We start from the raw sequence: 17,886 nt of genomic DNA on the forward strand, positions 1-17,886 counted from the left end.
CCGGACGGCCCAGGAAAGTCACATAGCGTGACGGTGCGCCGCTCCTGGCGAACCCTATGGTGTAGGACACCATCCGACCGGCATCCACTGTGGTGAACCGTCACATGGGATGTCGGTTCAGGTGTCTCTACCGTTCCGGCCATGAAGAGCCCAAGTCACGCAGGCCCCGATCCCTCCGCGCCGAGCGCGGGGGGAAGGGCGCTCAAGGGTCGCACCGCCCTGGTAACCGGTGGTGGCAGCGGCATCGGACGGGCCTGCGCCGTGGCGCTGGCCGAAGCCGGCGCGCTGGTCCATATCGTCGACCGCGACGCCGAAGCGGCCAAGGCCGTCGCCGCCGACACGGGAGGCGTGAGCCACGCCGTGGACCTCGCCGACACAGGCGCGATCGACAGGCTCCCCGCCGACGTGGACATCCTGGTCAACAACGCCGGACTACAGCACGTCTCGGCCATCCAGGACTTCCCGCCCGACAGGTTCGAGCTGATGCAGAAGGTGATGCTCACGGCCCCGTTCCTGCTGATACGGCACTGCCTGCCGCACATGTACGCCGGCGGCTGGGGCCGCGTGGTCAACATCTCCAGCATGCACGGACTGCGCGCCAGCCCCTTCAAGTCCGCCTACGTCGCCGCCAAACACGGCCTGGAGGGGCTGAGCAAGGTGGCCGCCCTCGAAGGCGCGCCGCACGGTGTGACCAGCAACTGCGTCAACCCCGGCTACGTACGGACCCCGCTCGTGGAAGGGCAGATCGCCGCCCAGGCCGCCGCCCACGGGATCCCCCCGGACGAAGTCGTCAGCGACGTACTGCTGGACCGCTCCGCGATCAAACGGCTGATCGAACCGGAGGAGGTGGCGGCGGTGTGCGTATGGCTCTGCGGCCCCGACACCGGCTACATCACCGGCTCCTCACTCCCCGTCGACGGCGGATGGGGCGCCGGCTGACCCACCCGGCGCCCAAGCCCGCGACCAGAGAATTCCGCTCCCGCCCAGCTCCGCACCCCCGTCCCTGCCCGCCCAACGAAACGCGGTGACTCCACCATGAGCGACCCCAGCTCCACACCACCCCGCCGAGCCAACATCGGCCGCATCGTCGCGGCCAGCCTCGTCGGCACCACCATCGAGTGGTACGACTTCTTCCTCTACGGCTCCGCCGCCGCGCTGGTCTTCAACACCCTGTTCTTCCCCAGCAGCGACCCGCTCGTCGGCACGCTGCTCGCCTTCCTCACCTACGCCGTCGGCTTCGCCGCCCGCCCGCTCGGCGGCATCGTCTTCGGCCACTACGGGGACAAGATCGGCCGCAAGAAACTCCTGGTGTTCAGCCTCCTGCTGATGGGCGGCGCCACCTTCGCGATGGGCCTGCTGCCCACCCACGCGACCATCGGCGTCGGCGCGCCGATCCTGCTCACCGTGCTGCGGCTCGTCCAGGGCTTCGCACTCGGCGGCGAATGGGGCGGCGCGATCCTGATCGTCTCCGAGCACGGCGGCGACAAGCGGCGTGGTTTCTGGGCCTCCTGGCCGCAGGCGGGCGCGCCCGGCGGCAACCTGCTGGCCACCGGTGTACTGGCGCTGCTCGCCGCGGTCCAGTCCGACGAGGCGTTCCTCGCCTGGGGCTGGCGCATCCCGTTCCTGCTCTCCGGAGTGCTGGTCGTGATCGGCCTGTGGATACGGATCTCGGTCGAGGAGTCGCCGGTCTTCCTGGAGGCGCAGAAGAAGGCGGCCGACGAGGCGGCCGAGGCGGCGAAGGCCCACGAGGCGGCCGGGGGAGCCAAGGGCGCGGTCGCGGGAATCAAGGAGGAAGCCCCCGTCGTCCAGGTGTTCCGCAAGAGCTGGCGCGAGGTGCTGGTCGCGATCGGCACCCGGTTCGGCGAGAACGTCTCGTACTACATCCTCACCGCCTTCGTGCTCGTCTACGTCACCGTCCACCTCGAACTGCCCAAGAGCGACGCCCTCAACGCGGTCCTGATCGGCTCGGCGGTCCACTTCGTCACCATCCCCCTGTGGGGCGCCCTCTCCGACCGGCTCGGCCGCCGTCCGGTCACCCAGATCGGCGCGATCGGCATGGTCGGCTGGGCGTTCGCCTTCTTCGCCCTGCTGGACACCGAGTCGTTCCCGGTCATCGCCCTCGCGGTCACGGTGGGTCTGCTGTTCCACGGGGCGATGTACGGGCCGCAGGCGGCCTTCATCTCCGAGATGTTCGACACGAAGGTCCGCTACTCCGGCGCCTCGATGGGCTCCCAGCTCGCCTCGATCATCGGCGGCGCGCTCGCACCGCTCATCGCGGTCGAACTGCTCAGGGACTACGACTCGTCCATGCCGGTGTCCATCTACCTCAGCGCCGCCGCGCTCGTCACCGTCCTGACCGTCTGGGTGGCCAAGGAGACCAGGGGCCGTGACCTGACCAAGGACGGACTGGTCGGCTCCGTCCCGGCGCCCGCCGCGAACGCGGCCGGGGACCGGGCGAAGGGTTCCGCGGCGAGCCGTACCGAGAGCGACGCCAAGGACTCGGCCCGGCTCGGCGGCTGACCCGCCACCCCGACCCGGGGCCGTATCCCACCGCCGCACCCGTGCCCGCCTGGAGGTGATCACCGTATGCTCGCCGACGTGACAGCTCCAGGCACCCGGCACTCCGTGGCTGCCCTCCGCCGGCTCCTCGACCTGCTGGCGCGGGGCGCGCCCACGGAGGAGTTCGCCCGCCCCGCCGCCGACGCCCGCGAGGCCGGCGTGCGGGGCGGTGAACTGGCCGCGATCACCGACGCCACCGACGTCGCCCTGCGCATCAGGCGGACCCTGAGCCAGCACCGGCGCCGCGAGGCGCAGCTCACCGCACTCTTCGACACCGCCAGCGACCTGGCCGCGCTCCGTGACCTGGACGCCGTGCTGCGCGCCATCGTCCACCGGGCCAAGCTTTTGCTCGGCACGGACGTCACCTATCTCTCCCTCAACGACGAACTCGCCGGCGACACCTACATGCGGGTCACCGACGGCTCCGTGGCCGCCGCTTTCCAGCAGGTACGGCTCGGGATGGGCGAGGGCCTCGGCGGACTCGTCGCGCAGACCGCCCGCCCGTACGCCACCGGCGACTACCAGCGCGACACCCGCTTCAACCACACGACCACCATCGACAGCGCCGTACTCGACGAGGGCCTGCGCGCGATCCTCGGCGTACCGCTGCGCGTCGGCGCGCGGATCATCGGGGTGCTGTACGCGGCCGACCGGGCGCCCCGCGAGTTCGCCGCCGAGGAGGTCGCCCTGCTCTCCTCGCTGGCCGACCACGCCGCCATCGCCATCGACGGCGCGCGCCTGCTGGAGGAGACGCGGGCCGCGCTGGTCGACCTCAACTCGGCCTCGGAGACGATCAGAACGCACAGCGGGCAGATGCGCCGCGCCGAGGAGGCGCACGACCAGCTCACCGACCTCGTGCTGCGCGGCGGCGGAGCCGACGACGTGGCCGCGGCCATCGCCGACATCCTCGACGGCGGGATCCTCATCCACGACGCGGACGGCGCCGAACTCGCCCGCGCCCGCGCCGAATCACTGGCGCCGCTCACCCCCGCGGTCGCCGCGTCCAGGGCGAGCGGCCGGGCGGTCCCGATGAACGGCACCTGGGTCTGCGCGGTCCTCGCCGGCCCCGAACTCCTCGGCAGCATCGCCCTCACCGGGCGCGCCGACCTCGCTGACGTCGACCGGCTCCTGTTCGAACGCGCCGGAGTCGTCACGGCGCTGCTCCTGCTGCTGCGCCGCTCGGTCGCCGAGGCGGAGGACCGGGTACGCGGCGAACTGCTGGGCGACCTGCTCATCGGCTCCGGCGATCCGGGCGCCCTGTCGGCGCGGGCCCGGCGGCTGGGAGTCGACCTGGCCCGCCGGCACTGTGTCTTCGTCGCCGACAGCGAGACGACCGACCGGCACCGGCTGCTGGCCGTGGCCGCCAGGAGCGCCCAGGCCGGCAACGGTCTGGCCGGACTCCACCAGGGACACGTGGTGCTGGTCGCGCCCACCGACACCCCCGGCCCGAGCGCGCGCAGGCTCGCCGCCGAACTCGGCCAGGCACTCGGCTCCCCGGTCACCGTCGGCGCCGCGGGCCCGGCCGCAGGTCCCGCCGAACTGCCCACCGCCCACACCGAGGCGTGCCGCTGTCTCTCCGCCCTGCGCGTCCTCGGCCACACCGGGCACGGCGGCGCCACCGACGACCTCGGCTTCGTGGGCGTACTCCTCGGCGAGCGCGCGGACCTCGGCGGCTACGTACGCGCCACGCTCGGCGCCGTACTCGACTACGACGCCGAGCGCGGCACCGACCTCGTGGGCACGCTCGACGCCTACTTCGCAGAGGGGGCGAGCCTCACCCGGACCAAGACGGCGCTGCACGTCCATGTGAACACGGTCGTGCAGCGCCTCGAACGGGTCGGCCGGCTCCTCGGCCCGGACTGGAACTCCCCGGCCCGCACACTGGAGATCCAACTGGCCCTGCGACTCCACGCGTTGACGCGGAGCCCGGACCTGTCGCCGACGTCGACCGACTAACGGACCTTGACGAAGACCGGGTTGGAGTAGAACCAGAGGTCGTCCCACGGGCTTTCGAGACCGTCCGCGAGCGGCTCGGCCTCGTCCGTGCTGGTGCCGCGGACACGGGCGTAGAGGTCACCGTCCACATCGCGCAGCGTGTGCTTGATGACGTACTCGTCGCCCTGCTTGCGCCAGTCGCGCTTGCCGAACCGCGCCACCACCTTCGTGGTGGGGTTGGTGTCGGAGTCGCGGTTCTCGCTCCTGCCGGTGATCTTGCCGACGATCAGGTCGACGCGACGCACCTCGGGACGGTCGCCGTTGGCGTTCTCGCCGTCCAGCGGACGGAAGCGGATCTCGATCTCGACATCCGTACGGCCCCGGTTGGTGACCGTGATCGTCTCGCCCACGGACGCCTCGTTGCCGCGGTTGCTCGCCGTGACGTCCAGGGTACGGATGAGGTCGCCGGTGCCGACCCAGATCCGGCCGTTGCGCAGACCGTCCATGATGTCGGCGTAGTCCTGCCGAGCCAGCACATGGGTCTTGCTGTACTCGCCCGGCCAGAAGTCGGAGCCGCCGCGCGTCCAGTGCACGTGCGAGTCGGACGTCGCGGTGATCCACCAGCGCCGGCCCTCGCCGAGCAGCGCGTCCCAGAGGCCGCCGACACGGGCTGTCATCTGGTCGAAGCCGCCGTGCGTCGGGTAGTTGCCGTACCCGCCGCGCGCGCCGCCGTTCAGCGGGCCCGCCTGGTGACCGGGAGCGCCCTCGAAGCCGACGTAGATGTCGGGAGCCGCGTCGTTGCCGTTACGGAACTCGCGCGGCGTGTCCTGACCGTAGACACCGAGGCCGGGCGCCGAGCGGGAGGCGTGGTGGGCGATCACCAGCGGCTTGCGGCGCATGTCCTTCGCCGCCTTCAGGAACTCCACCATCTTCGCCTCGGTGTCGCGGCCCGGGTCGGCGGGGAAGGGATCGAGCTTGGCGAAGCGCTGCTCCAGCTCGAACAGCTGCTGCGCCTCGTCGGTGTGGTGCGGGATCATCAGCGTGTGGTGGTCGAGCGCCGGGGCGTCGAACTCCATGCCCCAGAACTGGAGCACCTCGGGTACGAGCACACGCGAGCGCAGCAGATCGGGGTAGGCCTGCTCCAGGTTGACCTTCGAGTGCGTCGGACCGCCGTGGTCGGTGCACATCGCCCAGCTGAGACCGAAGTTCTTCGCCATGATCGCGTTGGTGACGATCGGGTAGACCGCGTCGGCGCCCTTCTTGAACACCGGCGGGTTCTTCGTCGTGTCGAACGAGCCGCTGTACTCCGAGTGCACGTGGTGGTCACCGGCGCGCCAGGCGCGTCTGCGGGAGTCGCCGGAGCCGCCCGACTTGCGGCGCTCGTCGTCGTCCTCGTTGCCGAAAGCGGCGCCGGCGCCGACCAGCGGGGCCGCCGCGGCGAGGGTCGCTCCGACGCCCGCGAACTTGACGAGTCGACGCCGTGAGAGTGCGGAGCGCTCGGGGTCCTCGGTGTTCTTGTCCTTCACGGTTGAAGCCTTTCGTTCAACTTCCGGCGCGGGGGGTGCCAACCGCAGAGTCTCGGAGGGCAAACCGAACGCCGGGTGAACGGAGGTCAGGTCCATCGAGAACAAAGAACGCTGCCCGATACACCGACCGTGGGATCAGTCCAGGGCGCTGCGCTCCCGCCACTGGCGCCACGAGAGATTCCAGGCCCCGAAGCCGTTTCCCGGCTCGACCGTGCCCTTGGTGTCGGCGCCCTTGATCTCGAACGGGTCGCCCACCCGGACCTGCCGGTAGAACCAGGCGGCGTCGGCGGTGCTCATCCCGATGCAGCCGGAACTCCGGTTGGCGACGCCGAGATACTTCGCGTTCCACGGCGCCGCGTGCGCGTACATGCCGGACCAGGTCAGCCGCATCGAGTGGTCGACCATCTTGTCGTAGGCGTCACCGAGACCCACGGTCTCGGAGTTCATGTTGATCGTCCCCTCCTTGGCCATCAGCACCGCCGTGCCGCGCCAGGACCGCTTGTCCCCGCCGGGGGTGCCGCCGGAGACCGGGATCTCGCGTACGGTCTCGCCGTCGCGCTCCAGGGTGAGGCGGTGCTTGTCCAGATCGACCTCGACCACCTGGCGGGCGCCGACGGTGAAGGTGGTCGAGTAGTCCCGTACGAACCAGCCGCCGGCCGTCCCGGAGTCCGTGCCGTTCAACTCGGCGCGCAGCGTGACCTTCGTGCCGGGCCGCCAGTACGTCTTCGGCCGCCAGTCGACCCGGTCCCGCCCCGACCAGTCCCGGACCCAACCCCAGGAGCCCTGCGTGTCGTTGGAGGTGGTGACCTTCAACTGGCGTTCCACCTCGGCCTTGTTGGCGACCGGGTTGTCGAAGACGAGTGAGACCGGCTGCGCGACGCCGACCGTGGCGCCCGCGCCGGGCCGCCAGTCCGTCTTGTTGACCTTGCCGGCGCGGGCGGTGCTGAAGGCGGCCTCGGCCCTCCCCGTCCTGCCGTCCTCCGTGCGGGTCGCCGCCGTGACCGTGTACGAGGCGCCGGGCACCGCCTTGCGGTCGGAGACCCAGGCCTTGCCCTTCGGCGCCATCGAGCCTCCGAGGGTCCGGCCCCGGTCGTCGGTGACCGTGACGGACGTGAGTGTGCCCCCGTGTGCGGTGACCTCGACGGGATGGCCCGCCTCGGCGCCCTTCCCGCTCGGGGTCACGGTGACGGTGGCCGGGCTCGCGGCGGCCTGAGTGGCTCTGCCGTCCGCCGAGCGCTTGCCGTCCGCGGTCTCGCCCGAGGCGGCGGACGAACAGGCGGTGAGTGAGGCGGCCAGTGAGACAAGGACGACGGGCGCGATCGCGAAGCGTACGGACGCGAGGCGTCCGGGTGCGAGACGTACGGATGGGTGGCGCAACGGAAACCTCCGTCGGAAGGCATGGGCAAGGGGACAACGCGACTCTAAGCACGCGAAACACGCAGGTGAGAGGCGTGCGGCCAATGTGACGGCCACTGATGGAAAACGGTCGTCGTCCCGTCACATTCGGCGCGCGGAGCGGTCACGGGCGGCTGTGAGCATCCTCGACGTCCCCGCGAGCAGGCCGGGGTGGAAGAGAGGCTCACACTGTGTCAGCACTCCTTGTGACGGCAGGCCGGACCGGGCAGAGGCAGGACGGCCGGGACTTACGGCTGGAACCGGTCACCGCCCACGCGTACCGCGCGTTCCTCGCCTCCCGTACGGGAGAGGCACTGGGCCCCGGATTCCTCCAGTGCCCCTCGTGGGCGCAGGTGAAAGACGGCTGGCGGCCACTGCTGCTGGGCTGGGGACCCGCACCCGCAGCCGGGGGGCTGACGGGCGTGGCCCTGGTTCTGCTGCGTCAGTTCCCGGGCACGAGAAGGTACTTCGCGTACCTGCCCGAGGGACCCGTCGCCGACTGGGCCGATCCGGACGTCGACGGCTGGCTCACGCCGCTGCTCCGGTACCTCAAGGGCGTCGGCGCGTTCGCCGTCCGGATCGGCCCCACTCCCGCGCACCGCCGCTGGCACCCCGGCCCGCTCAAGTCACGGACCGGCACGGGCATGCGGCTCGCCGACGTCCTCGACTGCGAGGTCGACCCGCTCGGCACGGCGGTCGCCGAGCGTCTGCGCGCCCGGGGCTGGCGGCGCTGCGGCGACGATACGGGGGACGGCGGGGACGCGCAGCCCCGCCATGTCTTCCGGGTGCCGCTCGCCGGCCGCACCGTCGACGACCTGTGGTCCGGCCTCAACCAGGAATGGCGGCGCAACGTACGCCGAGCACGCAAGGCCGGGGTCGAGGTGGTCGTGGGCAGCGCGGCCGAACTCCCCGACTTCTACCGGCTGTTGTGCGTCACCGAGCAGCGCGACGGCTTCCGGCTCGGCCGCTCGGCGGCGTACTACGAGCGTCAGTACGCCGCGCTCAACGCCGAGGAGCCCGGCCGGATGAAGCTCTATCTCGCCTGTTTCGAGGGCGAGATACTCGCCGCGCACACCATGATCACCGTGGGGCGGCGGGTCTGGTACCAGACCGGGGCGTCCGCCGACCACCGGCGGGAGGTCCGTCCCTCGAACGCCCTCCAGTGGCGGATGATGCTCGACGCCCACGCGGCGGGCGCGGAGGTGTACGACATGCGCGGGGTACCCTCCACACTCGATCCGGCGGACCGCACCTTCGGGCTGCTGCGATGGAAACTCGGCACCGGGGGACAGGTCGTCGAGACACTGGGGGAGTGGGAGACACCGTTGGCAGGGACCGCCAATCACACGCTGTACCGGGCCTTCCAGGCGTATCTGGCCCGCCGATGAGTACGACGTCCGTCGCCGGGCCGCCCGCGTCACCCGCTCCCGGCGGCGAGCCGGGCCCGCCCGGGACGAGTACGACAGCGGGCGAACCGTCCGTCGCCCGCAGCGGTGTGATCATGGCGGCGGGGTCCGTGGTCTCCCGCGCCGCCGGCTTCGTACGGTCCGCCGTGGTCGCCGCCGCACTGGGCGTCGGGCTGACCGCCGACGGCTACGCCGTGGCCAACTCCGTCCCCACGATCGTCTACATGCTGCTCATCGGCGGCGCCCTGAACGCCGTCTTCGTACCCGAACTGGTCCGCGCGGCCAAGGAACACCGGGACGGCGGCGCCGCCTACACCGACCGGCTCCTCACCGTCTGTGTCGTCGCCCTGCTGGCGATCACCGCCGGCGCCGTGTGGGCGGCGCCCGCTCTCGTCGACGCGTACACCGGCTACACCGGTGAACAGGCCACGATGACCGTCGCGTTCGCCCGCTACTGCCTGCCGCAGATCTTCTTCCTCGGCGTCTTCACGCTGCTCGGCCAAGTGCTCAACGCCCGTGGCCGGTTCGGCTCGATGATGTGGACGCCCGTCCTCAACAACGTCGTCGTCATCGCGGTGTTCGGCCTGTATCTGGTGACGGGCGACGGCGGAGAACTCACCAGCGGCGAAACGGCCCTCCTCGGCTGGGGCACCACGGCGGGCATCGCCGTCCAGGCGCTGGCGCTCCTGCCCGCGCTGCGCGCCGCCCGCTTCCGCTGGCGACCCCGCTTCGACTGGCGCGGCAGCGGCCTGACCCGACCGCTGCGCGCCGCCGGCTGGCTCGTGCTGCTCGTGCTCACCAACCAGGCCGCGTACTGGGTGGTGACCCGGCTCGCCACGCTCGCCGGGGCGCGGGCGGCGGCACAGGGCATCGACGGCGGCGCGGGCTTCAGCGCGTACAACAACGCCTATCTGCTCTGGGCCGTACCGCACGGCATCGTCACCGTCTCCCTGGTCACGGCCCTGATGCCGAGGATGAGCCGGGCGGCGGCCGACGGCGACCCGGACGGGATACGGCGCGACGTCTCGTACGCACTGCGGAGCAGCGCGGCGGCCATCGTGCCGGCCGCGTGTCTCCTGCTGGCTCTCGCGCAGCCGCTGATGGCGGTCGTGTTCCAGTACGGCAGGACCGACGCGAGCGACATCGCGACGATGGCCGGGATCCTGGTGGCGTTCGCCCCCGGACTGGTCGCCTTCTCCGGGCAGTACGTCCTGTCCCGCGCCTTCTACGCGCTCTCCGACACCCGCACCCCGTTCCTGCTCAACCTGGTGATCGCCGGACTCAACGCGGGCCTGTCGCTGGCCGCGTACGCACTGCTGCCGGCGCGGTGGGCGGTGACCGGGATGGCGGGGGCGTACTCGGTGGCGCTGCTGGCGGGGTGGGTGGTGACGGCGCTGGTCCTGCACCGCCGACTGACGCGCGGCGCCGGATTCACCCCGGCGGCCCGTGCCCGGCTGTGGCGGTCCGCCGCCGTCGGCGCGCACGCCCGGCTGCTCGTCGCCGCCGTCCCGGCCGCCGCACTCGGCCATCTCGCCGCCGCACGTACGATGCCGGTCGGCGCCGTCGCCGCCTGCGCCGCGGGCGCCTCTGTGGTCGTCCTGGTCTTCGCACTCCTCGCCCGCCCGCTCCGGCTCACCGAACTCGACGAACTGCTCACCGGCCTCACCCGCCGCCTCACCAAGCGCCCCGCCCGGCGCTGAGAAAACCCCTGGGACAGACCGCCTATGCCACGCGTGCTCCTCATAGAAGACGACCCCGCCGTACGCGAAGGGGTCGAACTCGGCCTGCGTCGCCGGGGGCACGAGGTGCGGACCGCCGCCACCGGCGAGGCCGGCCTCGCCCTCCTCGACGAGTTCCGCCCCGATCTGCTCCTGCTGGACCTCATGCTGCCCGGAGTGAACGGTGTCCAGGTCTGCCGCCGGGTGCGCGAGACCAGCCAGTTGCCGATCATCATGCTCACCGCGCGCGGCGACGACTTCGACGTCGTCGTGGGTCTGGAGGCGGGCGCCGACGACTACATCGTCAAGCCCGCCCGTACCGAAGTGATCGAGGCCCGGATCCGGGCCGTACTGCGCCGGATCGACGAGCCGGGCAACGGGCGTCCCGCCGTCGAGTTCCACGGCGAACTCGCCGTCGACCGCACAGGACTCACCGTCACCAAGTCCGGACAGCACCTCGCCCTCGCGCCCTCCGAACTGCGGCTGCTGCTGCATCTGAGCGCCGCGCCGGAGCAGGTGTTCAGCAGGCAGCAACTGCTGGAACACGTGTGGGAACACAGCTACCACGGCGACGCCCGGCTGGTCGACGCGTGCGTCCGGCGGCTGCGCAACAAGATCGAGGAGGAGCCGGGCAGCCCCCGCTACATCCAGACGCTGCGGGGCTTCGGTTACCGCTTCGGACCCCTGTGACGAGCCTCCGCGCGGTCCTCGCGCGCCGCCCACGTGGCCCTCGCCGCCCACGCCGTCCCGCACGGGAGCGCGGCGGGCGGCGGTCCATGACCCCGTTCAAACTGCGGACCCGGCTGATCCTGGCGTTCCTGCTCGTCGCCGCCGTCAGCGCGGGCACCACCGCCACACTCACCTTCCGGGAGGCGCGCATCAGCGTCCTCAGGACGGCACAGGACACCGCCGTCTCGTCCTTCCGCGACGAGGTCCAGCAGATCGGCGTCCAACTGCCCCTGCTGGACGACGGATCGCTGGAGGAACTGCTGCAGGGCATGGCCCGCAAGGGCAAGCCGCGCGCCTGGGTCGTCTTCGCCGAGTACGGCACGCTGCGGGCCTCCTCGGGGACCAGCCCCACTTCCACCGTGATCACCCCCGAACTGCGCCGCAAGGCCGCGGGCTATCCGCACGGCAGCTTCCAGCGGGTCGTCAAGGACGGTGTGCCGTATCTGACGATCGGCATGCCCACCGTCTTCAAGGTCGGGCCCGGCGGCGTCCTGCCCACCGGCCTCGTGCTGTATGCCGTGATGCGCATGGACGAGGAGGAGATCCAGGTCGAGGCGCTGATCACCGCCGCCAGGAACGGCGCGGTGCCCGGGCTCGCGATCGCGCTGTTCCCGGCGCTCCTCGCGGCGCGCAGCGTCCTGCGTCCCGTGCGCGAGTTGCGGCGGGCCGCCCTCAGCATGGGCAGCGGGCGGTTCGACACCCGTATCCCGGTCCGGGGCAGCGACGAACTCGCCGATCTGGCCCGTACGTTCAACGAGTCCGCCGGTGAGATCGAGCGGTCCGTGGCCGAACTCCGGCAGGCCGAGGCGCGCGCCCGGCGCTTCGCCGCCGACGTCTCGCACGAACTGCGCACCCCGCTCGCCGGGATGCTCGCCGTGACCGAGGTGCTCGACGAGGACGCGGGCCGGCTCGACCCCGACACCGCGCAGGCGGTCCGGCTGATCAGCGCCGAGACCGGAAAGCTCGCGGTGCTCGTCGACGACCTGCTGGAGATCTCCCGATTCGACGCGCGCGCCGCCGAGTTGAACACCGACGAGGTCGACGCGGCGGAAACGATACGCAGGACCATCCAGAGCCGGCACTGGACCGACCGGGTACGCACCGAACTGCCGGACGGTGTACGGGTCAGGCTCGATCCGCGCCGCTTCGACATCGTCGTCGCCAACCTCGTCGGCAACGCGCTGCGGCACGGCGCCGCGCCGGTCACCGTACGGCTGCGCACGGCGGACCGCGAGGACGGTACGGCGCTGCTGGTGATGGACGTCGAGGACCGGGGTCCCGGTATCCGGCCGGAGGTACTGCCGCACATCTTCGACCGCTTCTACAAGGCGGAAGCGGCCCGGACCCGGTCGACGGGCAGCGGTCTGGGGCTCGCGATCACGCGGGAGAACGTGCGGCTGCACGGAGGCACCATCCGCGCCGCCAATCGCCCGGGCGCGGACGCCTGTGCGGCGCCCGCCGCCGACCCCGCCGCCGACGCGGAAACCCATTCCGCCGGCGCGGTCTTCACCGTCGAGATACCCCTCAACTCGGGGGAGGAGCCCGCGTGATACGGCTGCCCGCCCCCGTACTTCCAGGGGTCGTACTGCCCGGCGCCGCTCTCCTCGCCGCGCTGCTGCTCACCGGCTGCGAGATCCGGTCGACCGACGCGATCGACGCGGGCGGCCCCGCCACCATCCAGGTCTTCCCAGGCGGAGGCGGCGATCGGACGCTGCTCTTCTTCCGTGTGAAGGGAGCCCTGATGCCGGTGGCCCGGCCCGGAGCGTACGAGGCCCCCGTGGATCCGGCTGCGGCGGATCCACCCACGACGGATCCGAGCACATCCGGCAAGGCCCTGGTCGCGCTCTTCGCCGGACCGCTCCCCGACGAGCGCGCCGCCGGACTCACCGACGGTCTGCCGGATGTGCCGGGCCTGCCCGACCTGGCGGACGGTGAGGGCGGTGAGGGCGGTGGAATCGGTGAGAGCGGCTTCGAGGTGGAACAGACCGAGGCGGGGCAGACATCCGTCACGCTGCCGGTCGCACTCGGTCGTCTCGACGACATGGCGATACGGCAGGTGATCTGCACCGTCGCGTACGTGCACGATGACGAGGGCAGAGGGACGGTGCGACTGCGCGGTACGGACGGCGCTCTGGAGGCCGCCAGTTGCGACGCGGACGTCGACATGGGCAGCCTGCCCCGCCCGCGATCCGAACCCGACAGCCCGTAGGAACGACCACGGCTCGGGGCTCGGTCGGACAGCGGTTACGCCCGGTCGTTGTCCCCGGCCGCGAGGCGGACCTTGATGCGCTTGCCCACGGGCTCCCGGCGGACGTCGTATCCCTCGCACAGCGCGATGACGATCTCCATCCCGTGCTGGCCGATCCGGCCGGGCTCGGCGGCGCGCGGCACCGGCAGCGTGGAGTCCGTGTCCCACACGGTGATCTCCACGACGTCCCCGTCGAACACCAGGTCAAGCAGGCAGGGGCCGGGTGCGTACTTGCACGCGTTGGTCACCAGCTCACTGACGACCAACTGCGCCGTACCGATCACACGGGACGGCACCTTCCGGCCCTGTTCCGTCTGTACGCCCCCGAGGAAGTCGGCCGCGAAGCGCCGTGCCTCCCCGATCATCGCCGAGTCCCCGTCGAACACCGCGCCACGTCTGAGCACCCGGCCCGTGTCAGGGCAGCGGTCCTCTGTCTCTTCCACGCGCTGGTCCATATGTCGATCCATTCCCCGTGGCGACCCGTCGGCGCGGGCCCTTCTTACGTCCACTTCTCCGGCTACGTCACCGCCTGCCCCGCTTCAGCCACTCCAGTCCCAGCGATGGCCGAAAATCCATGAAGATCTCTCCGCGACGTCACTGCGGTCCCTCGCGCCCCACCGCGCGCGCCGTCCCACAACTCGGGTCGCGCCGAACCGTACGAGCCTGGTAGATACCCGGACCGTTGGTTCTCCGGTGTTATAGATTTTGATCCACTTTTCAGTCCGAACAGCAGGAGGAGATCGTGGGCGTTTCCCTGGGCAAGGGTGGCAATGTTTCGCTGAGCAAGGAGGCTCCCGGCCTGACCGCCGTGCTCGTCGGCCTCGGCTGGGACGCGCGCAGCACCACCGGCGCCGACTTCGACCTCGACGCGAGCGCGCTGCTTGTGAACAGCGCCGGCCGGGTGCTCTCCGACCAGCACTTCATCTTCTACAACAACCTTACGAGCCCTGACGGTTCGGTCGAGCACACCGGTGACAACCTCACCGGTGAGGGCGAGGGCGACGACGAGTCGCTGAAGGTCAACCTCGCCGGTGTCCCCGCCGACGTCGACAAGATCGTGTTCCCGGTCTCCATCCACGAGGCGGGATCACGCGGGCAGAGCTTCGGCCAGGTCCGCAACGCGTTCATCCGCGTGGTGAACCAGGCCGGCGGCGCCGAACTCGCGCGCTACGACCTCACCGAGGACGCCTCGACGGAGACCGCGATGGTCTTCGGCGAGCTCTACCGGCACGGTGCGGAGTGGAAGTTCCGCGCCGTGGGCCAGGGTTACGCCTCCGGACTGGCCGGTATCGCGGCCGACTTCGGCGTCAACGTCTGAGAACGGCGCGACCACAAGTACGAGCGCGAGACGAAGTACGAGCGCGGGTACGAGCACGAGCGGGACGGCGGCGGCCGACGACGGATCCGCCGCCGCCCGGCTCGTACGCTCCGCTCAGAGCCGGGGATCGACATGGATCTTGGGCCCCGGCCCGGCCCCCTCGGGCCGTACCCCAGCCAGCACCTGCGCCAGCGACTCCAGCGCCACGGTGCTCGCGACCAGCGGCCGCGGATCGACAGCGCCCGACGCGTAGTGCCCGATCGTGCGGGCCAGGGCGGGTGACGCGCTCAGCACGCCCACGGCGGTGACGTCCTTCAGTGCCAGCGCGCGGGTGTCGATCCGGCTCGCCACACTCGCCAGACCGATGTACACGACCCGCTTGCCCGGTTCGACCAACTCCAGTGCCCGCGCCGGGAGATGCGCCGCGTTCGACGCGTCGATCACCGCGTCGAAGGGCAGATCGGGAAGCCCGTCGGCGGTCCACGCGCCGTGCGCGCCCACGGAGCGGGCGAAGTCCAGGGACTCCGCCGTCAGCCCCTGTACATGCACTTCCGCGCCCCGCGCGAGGGCGAACCGCGCCGCGAGCAGACCGATCGCGCCGGGTCCGAGCACCAGCAGCCGGTCGCCGGGGGACAGCGCGGCGGCCTCGACGGCGCGCAGCGCGTTGCCACCGGGCTCCACCAGGGCGCCGGCCGTCGCGTCGACGCTGTCCGGCAGCGCGTGCAGCGAGGAGACGGGAACGGCCACTCGCTCGGCGAGCGCCCCCGGCCGGCCGTGCCGGATGCCCAACTCGTAACGGTCCTCGCACACATGGTGCAGTCCGCCCAGGCACCGTCGGCAGCGACCGCAGCCGAGCATGGTGTCCCCGGTGGTGCGCCGCCCGAGCCAGCCGCTGTCGACGCCCTCGCCCACGGCGGAGACGGTGCCGCACCACTCGTGGCCGATACGCATCGGATACGTGGCGTGGCCGTCGTGCAGATAGCTCATCTCACCGGTGTAGAACTCGATGTCGGTGCCGCAGACACCCACCCGCTCGACGTCCACGACGACCTCACCCGGCCCGGCGACGGGCGATTCGACGTCCTGAACCGCGCACAGGCCCGGCCCGGTGATGACAAAAGCACGCAAGGGCGACCTCCTGACGGGGTGGCCGGACGGGCGGGCGCGCCCAAGGCGCGCTCTTCCCCGGTACGGCCCGGGGAAGTTAGGGTGCCAGCCAAGTCGCCCGTAAGTAAGTAAGTCATGGCCCCAGGGGGTGTCTTTCCGATCAGCCCGGAGCAGCGCAGCTCTCAGTGGTACGCGGGAACGGACCGTAACGCCTACATCCACCGGGCCTGGATGCGGCGGGGACTGCCCGCCCACGCCTTCGACGGCCGCCCGCACATCGCGATCGCCAACACCGCGTCCGACCTGACACCGTGCAACGCCCACCTCGGCGAGGTCGCCGAGAGCGTGAAGCAGGGCATCTGGGAGGCCGGCGGTGTCCCGATGAACCTCCCGGCCGTCTCCCTCGGCGAGACGCTGGTCAGACCGACCGCCATGCTGTGGCGGAACATGGCGGCGATGGCCACCGAGGAGATGCTGCGGGCCAACCCCATCGACGGAGTGGTCCTCCTCGGCGGCTGCGACAAGACCATCCCGTCACTCCTGATGGCGGCGGCGTCCGTCGATCTGCCCGCCGTGGTGGTGCCCGGCGGCCCGATGCTGACGGGCACGTTCCGCGGCAAGCCGCTCGGCTGCGGCACGGACGTGTGGAAGCTCTCCGAAGAGGTACGGGCGGGGACGCTCTCGGAGGAGGAGTTCCTGCGCTCCGAGTCCTCGATGATCCGCAGCCGTGGGCACTGCAACACCATGGGGACCGCGTCGACCATGGCATGCGTCGCGGAGGCGCTGGGCACCACCGTCCCCGGCGTCGCGGGCGTCCCCGCCCCGGACAGCCGGCTGCTGGAGAGCGCCCACGGCACGGGGCGGCTCGTCGTGGAGATGGTCGCCGACGGCCGCCGCCCCAGCACCACCCTGACCAAGGGGTCCTTCCTCAACGCGATCGTCGCCCTGGCCGCCGTCGGCGGCTCGACCAACGCCGTCGTCCATCTCCTCGCCATCGCCGGGCGCCTCGGCATCGACCTCACGCTCGACGACTTCGACCGCACCGGGGGCGGTGTGCCGCTGCTGGTCGACCTCCAGCCCGCCGGACGGCACCTCATGGAGGACTTCCACCGGGCCGGCGGCCTGCTCGCCGTCCTGAACGAGGTGCGTGACCTGCTCGATCCGCAGGCGCTCACCGTCACCGGCAGGCCCCTGGTGGACCATCTGGACGGGGCCCGGATCTGGGACGACTCCGTCATCCACCGGCGTGAGGAGCCGTTGCAGGCGGACGCGGGGATCGCCGTGCTGCGCGGGAACCTGGCCCCGTCCGGTGCTGTCGTCAAGCCCGCCGCCGCGTCACCCGAGCTGCTGAACCACCGGGGCAGGGCCGTCGTCTTCGACAGCATCGAGGACATGCACGCCCGTATCGACGATCCGGATCTCGATGTCGACGCGACATCGGTGCTCGTACTCCGCGGCTGCGGCCCCAAGGGCTACCCCGGAATGCCCGAGGTCGCGAACCTGCCGCTGCCCACCAAGCTGCTGGAGCAGGGGGTCCGCGACATGGTGCGGATCTGCGACGGCCGGATGAGCGGTACGGCGTACGGCACGGTCGTCCTGCATGTCGCGCCGGAGGCCGCGGCGGGCGGCCCGCTGGGACTCGTCCGCACGGGGGACTGGATCGAGCTGGATGTCGCCGGACGCCGACTGGACGTCGACGTACCGGCGGACGAGCTCGAACTACGGCGCCCCGCCCAGGAGATGATGGGCGCCTTCGCCGCACCCACCCGCGGCTGGGAACGTCTCTATGTCGACCATGTCATGCAGGCCGACACCGGCGTCGACCTCGACTTCCTCGTCGGGTCGAGCGGCCACGAGGTGTCGCGCGAATCGCACTGAGCGCACCCCGCACCGAGCGCACTTCGCACAGAGTCCACCTCGCGCACCTCGCACACGACTCGGCGGA

14 protein-coding genes are annotated in these 17,886 nt (G+C 71.5%); 10 read left to right on the forward strand and 4 right to left on the reverse strand.

Translation table 11 applies throughout. From position 1 onward, the window contains the following. Nucleotides 1–141: 141 nt before the first annotated feature. The 3 genes from ACFWHU_RS21465 to ACFWHU_RS21475 all read left to right on the forward strand — a co-directional run bounded on the left by ACFWHU_RS21465 (nt 142) and on the right by ACFWHU_RS21475 (nt 4,515). Nucleotides 142–939, forward strand: a complete 798-nt coding sequence (locus ACFWHU_RS21465; RefSeq protein ID WP_385792420.1) for a 3-hydroxybutyrate dehydrogenase — start codon at nt 142–144, stop codon at nt 937–939. A gap of 96 nt (nt 940–1,035) precedes the next feature. After that, the gene (locus tag ACFWHU_RS21470; protein WP_387226386.1) at nt 1,036–2,520 is read left to right on the forward strand and encodes an MFS transporter; all 1,485 of its coding nucleotides are present in this window, start codon (nt 1,036–1,038) and stop codon (nt 2,518–2,520) included. Between the two features lie 66 nt (nt 2,521–2,586). Next, nucleotides 2,587–4,515 (forward strand): helix-turn-helix domain-containing protein, encoded by a 1,929-nt coding sequence (locus ACFWHU_RS21475; protein WP_385792418.1) that lies wholly within the window; start codon nt 2,587–2,589, stop codon nt 4,513–4,515. Here ACFWHU_RS21475 and ACFWHU_RS21480 read toward each other — a convergent pair. Then, nucleotides 4,512–6,020 carry a phosphoesterase gene (locus ACFWHU_RS21480; protein WP_385792417.1) on the reverse strand — a complete coding sequence of 503 codons (1,509 nt, stop codon included), beginning with the start codon at nt 6,018–6,020 and terminating at the stop codon, nt 4,512–4,514. The genes ACFWHU_RS21475 and ACFWHU_RS21480 overlap by 4 nt on opposite strands. Nucleotides 6,021–6,155: 135 nt before the next feature. Beyond that, entirely contained in the window at nt 6,156–7,397 is a 1,242-nt protein-coding gene (locus ACFWHU_RS21485) for an Ig-like domain-containing protein (RefSeq protein WP_387226389.1), read from the reverse strand. Nucleotides 7,398–7,606: 209 nt separating this feature from the next. On the opposite strand from ACFWHU_RS21485, the gene ACFWHU_RS21490 reads away from it, so the two are divergent. The 5 genes from ACFWHU_RS21490 (at nt 7,607) to ACFWHU_RS21510 (ending at nt 13,477) form a co-directional block, all read left to right on the forward strand. Further along, complete coding sequence (locus ACFWHU_RS21490; protein ID WP_387226391.1) at nt 7,607–8,803, forward strand: lipid II:glycine glycyltransferase FemX; 1,197 nt, start codon at nt 7,607–7,609, stop codon at nt 8,801–8,803. Continuing rightward, nucleotides 8,800–10,521, forward strand: coding sequence for a murein biosynthesis integral membrane protein MurJ (gene murJ, locus ACFWHU_RS21495; protein WP_387226393.1), 1,722 nt, complete (start codon nt 8,800–8,802; stop codon nt 10,519–10,521). Before ACFWHU_RS21490 ends, murJ begins: the two co-directional genes overlap by 4 nt. Nucleotides 10,522–10,545: 24 nt before the next feature. Then, a complete protein-coding gene (locus ACFWHU_RS21500) occupies nt 10,546–11,229 on the forward strand; it encodes a response regulator (protein ID WP_387226395.1) in 684 nt (227 codons plus the stop codon). A gap of 86 nt (nt 11,230–11,315) precedes the next feature. Then, a complete protein-coding gene (locus ACFWHU_RS21505) occupies nt 11,316–12,818 on the forward strand; it encodes an ATP-binding protein (RefSeq protein WP_385792412.1) in 1,503 nt (500 codons plus the stop codon). Continuing rightward, nucleotides 12,815–13,477, forward strand: coding sequence for a hypothetical protein (locus ACFWHU_RS21510; protein WP_387226398.1), 663 nt, complete (start codon nt 12,815–12,817; stop codon nt 13,475–13,477). Before ACFWHU_RS21505 ends, ACFWHU_RS21510 begins: the two co-directional genes overlap by 4 nt. A gap of 35 nt (nt 13,478–13,512) precedes the next feature. Here ACFWHU_RS21510 and ACFWHU_RS21515 read toward each other — a convergent pair whose 3' ends face one another. Continuing rightward, nucleotides 13,513–13,959 (reverse strand): ATP-binding protein, encoded by a 447-nt coding sequence (locus ACFWHU_RS21515; RefSeq protein WP_385792410.1) that lies wholly within the window; start codon nt 13,957–13,959, stop codon nt 13,513–13,515. 299 nt (nt 13,960–14,258) lie between these two features. On the opposite strand from ACFWHU_RS21515, the gene ACFWHU_RS21520 reads away from it, so the two are divergent. Then, entirely contained in the window at nt 14,259–14,834 is a 576-nt protein-coding gene (locus tag ACFWHU_RS21520) for a TerD family protein (protein WP_078078626.1), read from the forward strand. 114 nt (nt 14,835–14,948) lie between these two features. Here ACFWHU_RS21520 and ACFWHU_RS21525 read toward each other — a convergent pair whose 3' ends face one another. Continuing rightward, the gene (locus ACFWHU_RS21525; RefSeq protein WP_387226401.1) at nt 14,949–15,962 is read right to left on the reverse strand and encodes a zinc-binding dehydrogenase; all 1,014 of its coding nucleotides are present in this window, start codon (nt 15,960–15,962) and stop codon (nt 14,949–14,951) included. Nucleotides 15,963–16,076: 114 nt separating this feature from the next. On the opposite strand from ACFWHU_RS21525, the gene ACFWHU_RS21530 reads away from it, so the two are divergent. After that, a complete protein-coding gene (locus ACFWHU_RS21530) occupies nt 16,077–17,819 on the forward strand; it encodes an IlvD/Edd family dehydratase (RefSeq protein WP_387226403.1) in 1,743 nt (580 codons plus the stop codon). The last annotated feature ends 67 nt before the right edge of the window (nt 17,820–17,886 follow it).

The sequence above is a fragment of the Streptomyces sp. NPDC060366 genome, assembly GCF_042725135.1.
Taxonomy (GTDB): domain Bacteria; phylum Actinomycetota; class Actinomycetes; order Streptomycetales; family Streptomycetaceae; genus Streptomyces.

Coding starts and splice junctions, on each gene's coding strand:
- ACFWHU_RS21465 (WP_385792420.1), top strand. CDS start 142: ATGAAGAGCCCAAGTCACGCAGGCCCCGATCCCTCCGCGCCGAGCGCG.
- ACFWHU_RS21470 (WP_387226386.1), top strand. CDS start 1,036: ATGAGCGACCCCAGCTCCACACCACCCCGCCGAGCCAACATCGGCCGC.
- ACFWHU_RS21475 (WP_385792418.1), top strand. CDS start 2,587: ATGCTCGCCGACGTGACAGCTCCAGGCACCCGGCACTCCGTGGCTGCC.
- murJ (WP_387226393.1), top strand. CDS start 8,800: ATGAGTACGACGTCCGTCGCCGGGCCGCCCGCGTCACCCGCTCCCGGC.
- ACFWHU_RS21500 (WP_387226395.1), top strand. CDS start 10,546: ATGCCACGCGTGCTCCTCATAGAAGACGACCCCGCCGTACGCGAAGGG.
- ACFWHU_RS21505 (WP_385792412.1), top strand. CDS start 11,316: ATGACCCCGTTCAAACTGCGGACCCGGCTGATCCTGGCGTTCCTGCTC.
- ACFWHU_RS21530 (WP_387226403.1), top strand. CDS start 16,077: ATGGCCCCAGGGGGTGTCTTTCCGATCAGCCCGGAGCAGCGCAGCTCT.